This window comes from Candidatus Obscuribacterales bacterium, assembly GCA_036703605.1.
Classification (GTDB): Bacteria; Cyanobacteriota; Cyanobacteriia; order RECH01; family RECH01; genus RECH01.
This window is the reverse complement of the sequence record DATNRH010001185.1, coordinates 1-2,220: the sequence shown is the minus strand read 5'-3', so window position 1 is coordinate 2,220 and position 2,220 is coordinate 1. Positions and strand designations below refer to the sequence as shown.

The 2,220-nt window shown below is 54.3% G+C and carries 2 protein-coding genes; both read right to left on the bottom strand.

Going from position 1 to position 2,220, the window contains the following annotated elements:
- Nucleotides 1-99: 99 nt before the first annotated feature.
- A complete protein-coding gene (locus V6D20_24680; protein ID HEY9818978.1) occupies nucleotides 100-1,575 on the bottom strand; it encodes a class I SAM-dependent DNA methyltransferase in 1,476 nt (491 codons plus the stop codon).
- 102 nt (nucleotides 1,576-1,677) lie between these two features.
- On the bottom strand, nucleotides 1,678-2,220 hold a 543-nt coding region (locus tag V6D20_24675; protein ID HEY9818977.1), incomplete at its 5' end, for a type I restriction-modification enzyme R subunit C-terminal domain-containing protein.

Sequence of the window (2,220 nt, the reverse complement as noted above, 5' to 3'; positions counted from 1 at the left end):
ACTCCAGCAAAAACTCCACCGGATACCGCAAATTTCGGATACAGGGTTTCCCATGACAAATCTCTGGATTGAGCGTGATGCGGTGTAACAAGGTATCGCTCATGGATTGCCTCCAGTTTCCAAACAGGCTTGCAACGCTGTCTTCAATGCTAACCGAGCCTGGTCTGCCTTTTGTGCCGCTTCCTGGTATTTCTTTAGCAACACCTGCGGGTCTTCGTGGATGTCCTCTGGCGCGTTGGGGTTTTTGATGTCGAGGTTATAGCCATTGGCAATGATCTCCGCCACGGGCACCTTCCAGGCATTGTCCGTTTCTTCCCGTTGCGTCCACCAGGCCTTTTCCGGCGCAAACTCCTCCACCCGCATCGGCTTCGTTTTGGAATAGGACTTGTAGCCCTCCGGGTAGGGATGCTCGTAATACCACACCGCCTCCGTGGGCTTGCCCTTCGTAAAAAACAAAATATTGGTGCGAATGCTGGTGTAGGGGTTGAAGACGCCATTGGGCAACCGCACAATGGTATGCAAATCGCACTCCCGCAACAGCTTTTCCTTCACCCGCGTCTTGATGCCCTCCCCAAACAGCGTCCCGTCTGGGAGGACGATCGCCGCCCGTCCGCCATCCTTCAGCAACCGCATCACCAGCACCAGGAAGAGATCCGCCGTCTCCCGCGTGCGAAACTCCGAGGGAAAGTTGTCTTCGATGCCGTCTTCTTCCATGCCGCCAAAGGGTGGATTCGTCACCACAATATCCACCTGATCCCGCTTGCCATAGCTGCTCAGGGGCTTGGCCAGGGTATTTTTATGCTCAACGGTGGTGGGCACCTCCACCCCATGCACCATCAGGTTCGTCACACAGAGCAGATGGGGCAGTTGCTTCTTCTCCACGCCTCGCACACTTTGCTTCACCCGCTCCAGGTCTTCGGTTGACTGGGCTTGCGCCTTCAACTGCTCATAGGCACAGGTCAAAAAGCCCCCCGTGCCACAGGCTGGATCGAGCACGATTTCACCGAGCTTCGGATGCACCTGATCCACCGCAAACTGCGTCACCGCACGGGGCGTGTAGAACTCTCCCGCATTCCCCGCATTTTGCAGGTCTTTGAGAATTTGCTCATAAATGTCGCCAAACACATGGCGGGTTTTGGACTGGTTGAAGTCGATGGAGCTATTGATCTTGTCGATCACCTGGCGCAGCAGCGTCCCCGACTTCATATAGTTGTAGGCATCGGCAAACACGCTTTTTAGCAGCTTCGCCCGCTCCAGCGCTATCCCTTGCAGCCCATCAGTGGATAAGTCCTTCAACACTGGGAACAGGCTATCATCCACCAGTTTTAAGAGGCGATCGCCCGTCGGTGCATCCTTGCCCAAGGTCTCACTATCTGCCCAGTCCTCCCACCGCAGATCCCAGGGAATGGGCGATTCATAGTCATCGTCTTCCAGTTCCAGTTGCGCATCCTGGTCACTAAAGATTTTGTAGAACAGCATCCAACCCAATTGCCCAATTCGCTGGGCATCCCCATCCACCCCCACATCCTTCCGCATGATGTCTTGAATGGATTTGATGGTGGCAGAAAACGACATAATTCTTTTCAGTGCAAATGTACTAATTGGCTTCAAGTCTATGTCTGATAGTAAGGGCGATCGCCCCTCAGGGAAAGCGACCTGTCTCTGGCGCAGCGAACCTCAAGCACCCTGATCGTCATACAGCAGTTGCCCTAATTCCTGAATGGCTTGGCGATACTTCTTTTTGCCACCAAAGCTTTTGACAATCTCCACCGGGGTTCCCATATCCGCAAAGGGGTCGAGCTGGAGCACCTTGGTATCTTCAATCGAGGCAATGCCCTGATCCGCATACTTGTCGAGCAAGGCTTCCAACACCTGTCGCGCCTTGTCGCCATAGCGGGTAAACACATCCCGCTTGCGTACCTGGTCGGCACGTTCCTTGCGGGTTAGCGGCGGCTGATCAAAGGCCACATGGCAAATCAGGTCAAACAGGTCATAGCCTTTGCCCACCATTTCTTGCAAGGCTTCGAGGATGACGCCGTGGTCTTGCAGTTCCTGGGCGATCGCCTCCTTCCGTTCTGCCCCATTCCACTTGGTTAGAAACTGATCTAATGATTCATAGGTCGCATTCACCGATCGCCGTGTATAGTCCTTCAGCGACTCCGTGGTGAGCTTGCCATCTTTGTCGTAATAGCTCACTCGTTCCTTCGCCACCCGAAACTC